Source organism: Parvibaculum sp. (assembly GCF_035511255.1).
Lineage (GTDB): Bacteria > Pseudomonadota > Alphaproteobacteria > Parvibaculales > Parvibaculaceae > Parvibaculum.
The window spans coordinates 1-6,633 of the sequence record NZ_DATKFR010000291.1 but is presented as its reverse complement, the minus strand read 5'-3'; the positions used below and the strand labels follow the sequence as shown (position 1 = coordinate 6,633).

Annotated in this window: 7 protein-coding genes; 2 read left to right on the top strand and 5 right to left on the bottom strand. The window is 63.5% G+C overall.

Translation table 11 applies throughout. The features are described 5' to 3' along the window. Together VMR03_RS11500 and VMR03_RS11495 are read left to right on the top strand one after the other, a co-directional pair. Positions 1–711: PepSY-associated TM helix domain-containing protein (locus VMR03_RS11500; RefSeq protein WP_325405325.1), on the top strand; the 711-nt coding region annotated here is incomplete at its 5' end. Beyond that, positions 708–917, top strand: a complete 210-nt coding sequence (locus VMR03_RS11495) for a hypothetical protein (RefSeq protein WP_325405323.1) — start codon at positions 708–710, stop codon at positions 915–917. The genes VMR03_RS11500 and VMR03_RS11495, both read left to right, overlap by 4 nt. A gap of 11 nt (positions 918–928) precedes the next feature. Here VMR03_RS11495 and VMR03_RS11490 read toward each other — a convergent pair whose 3' ends face one another. The 5 genes from VMR03_RS11490 to VMR03_RS11470 form a co-directional block, all read right to left on the bottom strand. Next, the gene (locus VMR03_RS11490; protein WP_325405321.1) at positions 929–1,345 is read right to left on the bottom strand and encodes a Rap1a/Tai family immunity protein; all 417 of its coding nucleotides are present in this window, start codon (positions 1,343–1,345) and stop codon (positions 929–931) included. A gap of 172 nt (positions 1,346–1,517) precedes the next feature. After that, positions 1,518–2,396, bottom strand: coding sequence for an SDR family NAD(P)-dependent oxidoreductase (locus tag VMR03_RS11485; RefSeq protein ID WP_325405319.1), 879 nt, complete (start codon positions 2,394–2,396; stop codon positions 1,518–1,520). Continuing rightward, on the bottom strand, positions 2,396–3,424 hold the full coding sequence (locus tag VMR03_RS11480) for a hypothetical protein (RefSeq protein WP_325405317.1): 1,029 nt from the start codon (positions 3,422–3,424) through the stop codon (positions 2,396–2,398). The genes VMR03_RS11485 and VMR03_RS11480 overlap by 1 nt, the downstream gene beginning before the upstream one ends. A 33-nt stretch (positions 3,425–3,457) precedes the next feature. Beyond that, a complete protein-coding gene (locus tag VMR03_RS11475) occupies positions 3,458–4,105 on the bottom strand; it encodes a TetR/AcrR family transcriptional regulator (protein WP_325405315.1) in 648 nt (215 codons plus the stop codon). Positions 4,106–4,243: 138 nt separating this feature from the next. Continuing rightward, the coding region (locus tag VMR03_RS11470; RefSeq protein WP_325405314.1) for a xanthine dehydrogenase family protein molybdopterin-binding subunit at positions 4,244–6,633 on the bottom strand (2,390 nt) is incomplete at its 5' end.

Below are 6,633 nucleotides of genomic sequence, written 5' to 3'. Positions count from 1 at the left end.
CTCGGCTTCATGGGGCTTCTCTTTGTCGTCGCCATTGTCTCCGGCGTCGTCATCTACGGTCCCTTCATGCGGAAGCTCGATTTCGGCACGCTGCGCAAGAAAAAAAGCGCTCGCGTCAAATGGCTCGACATCCACAATCTTCTCGGCGTGGTCACCCTTGCCTGGGCTTTCGTCGTCGGCGGCACGGGCGTCATCAACACGCTGGCGACGCCGATCTTCCAACTCTGGCAAGTGGGCCAACTCGCCGAGATGGTCGCGCCCTACAAGGACAAACCGCCGATCGCCACCGGCAGGCTCGCCTCCATCGACGGTGCCGTCGCCACGGCGAGGGCGGCCGCCCCCGACATGAAGCCCTCCTTCATCGCCTACCCCGGCACCAATTTCAGCAGCCGGCATCACTATGCGGTCTTCATGGAAGGCTCGACGCCGCTCACGTCGAAGCTGTTGAAGCCCGCGCTGATCGATGCCGAGACGGGCAAGCTTACCGACATGCGAAGCTTGCCATGGTATGCGGCGGCGCTGCTCATCTCGCAGCCCCTTCATTTCGGCGACTACGGCGGCATGCCGATGAAGATCATCTGGGCCCTGCTCGACATCGCGACCATCGTCGTTCTCGGCAGCGGTCTTTATCTCTGGCTCGGGCGTCGGCGTTCGCCCATTGAGCTGCGTCTTGCGGAGCTCGAGCGCGGCGCGGAACCGGCGGGCGCATGATGCACGGAAACGGTCAGCACTTTGCGCGCAAGACGCGCCGCCGCAACTTCCAGCAAATATTCGGCATTCCAATTGCCATCGGCGCCGTCAGCACTGTCGGGCTCGTCGCCGCCCTTGTCGGCGACGGCCCCCTCGACGTCGTTTCATGGGCGACGCTCGCCGTTCCTCTCGCCATCATCCTCTGGGCCTTCGCCCGCCGGGGCTGAAGCCCGGCGCATTAATCCTTGCAAGGATATTTGTCGGCAAGGCTGTGGCCGGCGAGCTCCGCCGCGGGCCGTTCCGCAAGGCCCGGATGCGCCTTGTCATAGGCGACGACAAGCGCGGCGAAATCCTGGTATTTCAAAAGTTCGGGAAGGCGAAAGCAGACCGTCTCGTCTTGCTTCGGCCCAAGCCGGTGCAAGGCGGTCGGCATGCCAGCCTCCGTCGAGTTGTAGACGGCGACGACCATGCCCGACAGAAACTGGTTGCAAGCGGTCGCGGAAATCTCTCCCTGCGGCGACCGGTCTCCTTCGAGCGAGGCCTTGCACGAGGCAACGAGATCGGCACCCGTCTTGATGTCCGCGCTGGCGAGCGCGCCGCTCGAAGCGATGACGGCAAGCAGCATTGGTGCGGCGAAACGAATGATCCTGCTCATCGAAAACTCCCTTTTTCCTCGCGACGATCCTCCCGACCGCCGCCTCAGCATAGAGAAAAGCCGCCCCTCTTCCGAGGCGTGGCAATGTCGCGGAAAACTTTGACCTCCCTCATTGCGCCCGGCGCTCTCCATCGAAGGTGGTCGAGCCGCGAACGCGATCTTGTTCGGTCCTCTACTTGCTCAGCATGTCGATGACCTGGGGCGATTTCGGATCGACACCGCCCAATGCCCTGCGCTGCCGCGCCTTGTCGAAGCCTTGCATGATGCGGGCGAAACGCTGCTCGACGGCGGACGCCATATCGGGATGCGTGAAAATATAGAGATCGTTGTCGCGCACCGCATCGAGGACGCAGGCACCGACGATGTCAGGATCGAGCCCCGCCGCGATGAGTTGCGCGGCCGCCGACGCGCCCTCGGCGGACCGTTCCTCTGCCTTGCCGAATTTTTCCTGCCGCGTCCGCGAGCTTTCCGAAATGCGTGTGCGCACGAAGCCGGGACAGAGAACCGAGACGCCGATATTTTCAGGTGCAAGCTGTCCCGCCCAGCCCTCCGACATGGCGACGACCGCGAATTTGGTCGCGCAATAAGGCTCCATGCCGGGCGGCGACACCATGCCGGCCATGGAAGCCGTGTTGACGAAATGTCCCCCCTCTCCATGCGCGCGGATGAGCGGCAGAAAAGCTTCGACGCCATAGACGACGCCCATCAGATTGACGGAGACGATCCAGTCCCAGTCCTTCGGCTTGACGGTGCCGACAGGGCCACCGGCACCGACGCCCGCATTGTTGCAGACGACATGCACCTTGCCGAAAGCGTCGATGGTCGCCTTCGCGGCGTCCTCGACCGAGGAGCGCTCGGCGACGTCGCAATGGACACCCTCGACCTTTATCTGGCGCTGGCGCAAGTCGTCGACCGCCGCCAGAAGCGGCTCGCGTTCGATGTCCGCCAGCATGACGTTCATGCCGGCCGCGCCGAAAGCCTTCGCCATCGCAAAGCCGATGCCGCTGGCGCCGCCTGTAACGAAGGCGGTCTTTCCCTGAAACTCCTCCATCAGGCTGCCTGCGCGCGATCGCCGAGAGTTTCAAATTCCGTGAAGAGACCGGGCTTCTCTCCGAGCCGCTGCGCGATCGCGTCACGCGATTGTGCAAGGCTGAAGTCGGCTTGCGTCACGGAATGCCAATGCACCATGCCGTCCCAGATCGGATCGATCATGTCGCGACCGGCGATGGTGCCGCCGTCGACCGTCCGGAATGTCAGGCTGCGCATCTCGGAAATCGTCGCCTGCAAATAGGCGACGTGGATCGCCTCGTCGGTGCGGATGCGTTCGATCATCTCAGCCGCGAGTTCGGCTTCCTTGCGCTTGTCCGGAAAGGTCGCCGGGTCGCGCAGCAGATTGCAATTGAAGCTGAAGCCCGCCTCGGCCCGCACCTCGATCATCAACACGTTCATGAGGAGCAGGATCAATTGCTCGAAGCCAGCCGGAAGTTGCGGCATCAGGCGGCCCTGGTCCGGACGGCCGATATTTTCCGGCACGGCAGGGATCGGATAGCGTCCCTTGCCGAAGATGAGATCGCGGGCAGCGAACCACATCTGATCATGCGCGCCGACCGAACCGTCGCCCTTCGGGTCTCCGCCCTCGTCGATGCCATGCGCGTAGAGCAGGCCCTTGTGCAGGTGGCCCGTGCACATGTTCGAAATATCCTCGACGATGATCTTCTGGAAGTCCGGCGCCTCGAATTCGCAGAGCGCGCGGCCGCGCGCTTCGACGATGCCGGTGATCGTCAGCGAATTCCACAGCGTTTCACCGAAACCGTTCCTGAGCAGAAGCTTCTGCTGTTCGATATTCGGGTAATGACCGCGCTTCAGAAGCTGCACGGTCGCGTCGATCAGCGGCCAGCCCCGCGCGGTCAACTGCTCCGCCCATGCCTTCACCGCCGGCCAGCGGTTCAGCGTGCGCGGCGGGATATATTCGCCTTTTTCATCGAAGCCGCCATGCAAGCGGTAGCCGGCCTCCTCCTGCGGACGCGCATAGGCGTGCGACGCCATCAGCTCGTCCCATGTGTAGTTGAGCTTTGTCATTGATATCCTCCCGTGCTGGCCTCTGTCGGGCCGTTATCGATTTTCGAGCGCCCTGACGAAAAGCTTCGTCATGTTGTTCAGAACCTTGTCGGCATCGAGGTGATCGCGCGCCGCATAGGCGCCACCCTGCTTGATCGCGCCGACGATAAGATGGCCGGCGAGCCTGCTGTCGATGTCGGCGGCAGCCTCGCCGCTCGCCTTCCATTTCTCGATGAGCACGGCCCAGCCTTCCGCCCAACGCGTCGTCGGCATCTTCTTGCCGATGTCGCCGCCCTTGGAGAGCACCGAGGCGTCGGTCAAAGCGGCGGCCAGTACACCTGGATGGGTCGCCGAATATTCGAAGATGCCACGCAGGATTTCGCGGATCGCATCTTCGAAGCGCGCCACTCCATGGAGATGCTGGGCGAGGAAATACTCGAGTTCCGTTGCCGCCTCGTCCGTAAAGGCAAGGAAGCAGTCGAGCTTGTCCTCGAAATGCAGATAAAAGGTGCCATGACCGACGCCGGCTTCGCGGGAAATATCCTGCGGCCGGGTCTCGTGATAGCCGCGCTCGACAAAGAGCTTGCGCGCCGCGGCGAGCAGCTTGCGTCGGCTTTCGAGTTTTCTTCGGGAGACACCGTTACCAACGCCGCCAGCGCCAGCCTCCGCAACGGTCCCATCCTCGATCTCCAGGACTGCCATCTCCGTGGCCTCATCTGTCCCGGAGGCGGGTTCCTCCATCGTCATGAGACGGATGTTCAGCACCAATTGACAAATTGTCAACGGCTGGAAGAGCCAAACTTACAAAAATGTTAGGGTCCCTACCCTATTTCCGCGCGTTTACTCGGCGGCACGACGCGCTCCGTCGATCGCCGCCCAGAGCTTCTGGGGCGTGATCGGCATGTCGATGGTTTCGACGCCAAAGGGACGGAGCGCATCGATCACCGCGTTGATGAACGCCGCCGGTGCGCCGACCGTGCCGGCCTCGCCTGCGCCCTTGACGCCCAGCGCATTCGAGGTCGAGGGAATCTCGTTGTAGCTGATGTCGAAGAACGGCATGTCGTCGGCGCGGGGCAGCCAGTAATCCATGAAAGAGCCTGTGACGAGCTGCCCCGTCTCGTTGTCGAAGACGGCATGTTCGCCCATCGCCTGGCCAAGGCCCTGCACGATACCGCCATGCACCTGCCCTGCCACGAGCAGCGGATTGAGGATATGGCCGAAATCGTCCACCGCCGTGTAGCGCACGATCTTCAACACGCCAGTCTCGGGATCGATCTCAACCTCACAGACATGAGCGCCGTTCGGAAACGTGTTGCCCTTCTGGTTGTATTCGCCGTCGCCGGAGAGTTCACCGACATCGGCCTGTTTCTCGGCAAGGCGCGCAACCTCGAAGAGGTCGATCTTGCGATCCGTGCCGACGACCGCGAAAACCGGTTCGCCCTCGCCGCCGCGATATTCGATGTCGGCCTTTGCCGCCTCGAGTTCGTTCGCGGCAATCTCGCGCCCCTTGTCGATCAGCTTGTCGGAGGCGTCGCCGATGGCGCCGGTGACGAGATAGATCGCCTTCGATCCGCCCGTGCCCGCACCGCCCGGCAGTATGTCGCTGTCGCCGAGGTGGACCTTGATCTTCTCGACATCGAGGCCGAGGCGGCTGGCGAGGAACTGCGTCCAGGCCGTTTCATGTCCCTGCCCGTTGGTCTGCTGGCCGGTCCAGACGTGGACGATGCCGCTCTCACCATCAATGGCGATGCGCGCGTAATCCGACATGCCGGCCGCCGTGCGCTCGACGTAGTAGCTGAGGCCGATGCCGCGCACCTTGCCTTCCTTCGCCGCCGCCGCGCGACGCGCCTCGAAATCGCCGAAGCCGGCTTTCTCCAGCGCGTCTTCAAGATTGCGCGCGAAGTCGCCCGAGTCGAAGGGCAGCGAAGCGCCGCCCTTGTAGGGCATTTCGCTCGCCGGAATGAAATTGCGGCGGCGGATTTCGGCGACGCCGATGCCGGTCTCGCGGCCAGCCTGATCGATCAGGCGCTCGATCAGATAAGACGCCTCCGGCCGACCCGCACCGCGATAGGCATCGACCGGAACGGTGTTCGTGTAGACGGCACGCACGCGGTTGAAGAGCGCCGGCACCTTGTAGACGCCGACCTGCATGCCGCGCGGCGCGAGCGACGGGATGAAAGGGTCGAACTGGCTCTGATAGCCGCCAAGATTGGCGATGGTATCGACCTGGATGCCGAGAATGCGCCCGTCCTTGTCGAGTGCGAGCGCGGCTTCGGTCACGTGGTCGCGGCCCTGGCTGTCGGTCAGGAAGGCGTCGGAGCGATCGCCAGTCCACTTCACCGGGCGGCCGAGCTTCTTCGCGGCGAAGAGCACCAGCGGATATTCGGGATAGACGAAGGTCTTCATCCCGAAACCGCCGCCCACATCCTCGGTGACGACGCGGAGATTCTCGACCGGGATCTTCAGCGAGAATTGCGCGATATAGTTGCGCATCGAGTGGACGCCCTGGCTCGGGCTGTAGAGCGTGTAGCGGTCCGCCGTGGCATCGTAGACGCCGAGGGCGGCGCGCGGCTCCATGGCGTTGACGACGATGCGGTTGTTGATGAGCTTCAGCCGCGTCACATGATGAGCGTTCTTCAGCGCTTCGGCGACCGGCACCTCTTCGCCGAGGCTCCAGTCATAGGCGAGGTTCGAGCCCGCCTCCGGCCAGACGATGGGCGCATCCGGCGACAGCGCGCCGGCCGTATCCGCGACCGCGGGCAATGTCTCGTAGTCGATGACGAGGAGATCGGCCGCGTCGCGCGCCTGATTGAGCGTTTCGGCGACGATCATCGCGACCGTGTCGCCGGCATAACGCACCACGTCGCGCGTGATCAGATGGCGCGTCGTCTTGAAGATCGCCGTGCCATCGCGGTTCTTCAGCATGTCGGCGGCCGGACTTGCGACGATCCCCAGCCCTTCCCGCTCCGCATCCACGCCCGTCCAGACGGCGAGGACGCCGGGAGCGCTCCGCGCGTCCTCGGCATCGATCGAGACGATGCGGGCATGCGCATGCGGCGAGCGCACCATGAAGGCATAGGCCTGGCCATCCGCCGACATGTCGTCGGTATAGCGGCCCTTACCCGTGATCAGCCGCTCGTCCTCGACACGCCTCATCGGTTGACCGACGCCGAACTTCACCATGACGACCTCATGCAGGAATGTTGATGGATTGATGGCTGCGGAGGGGG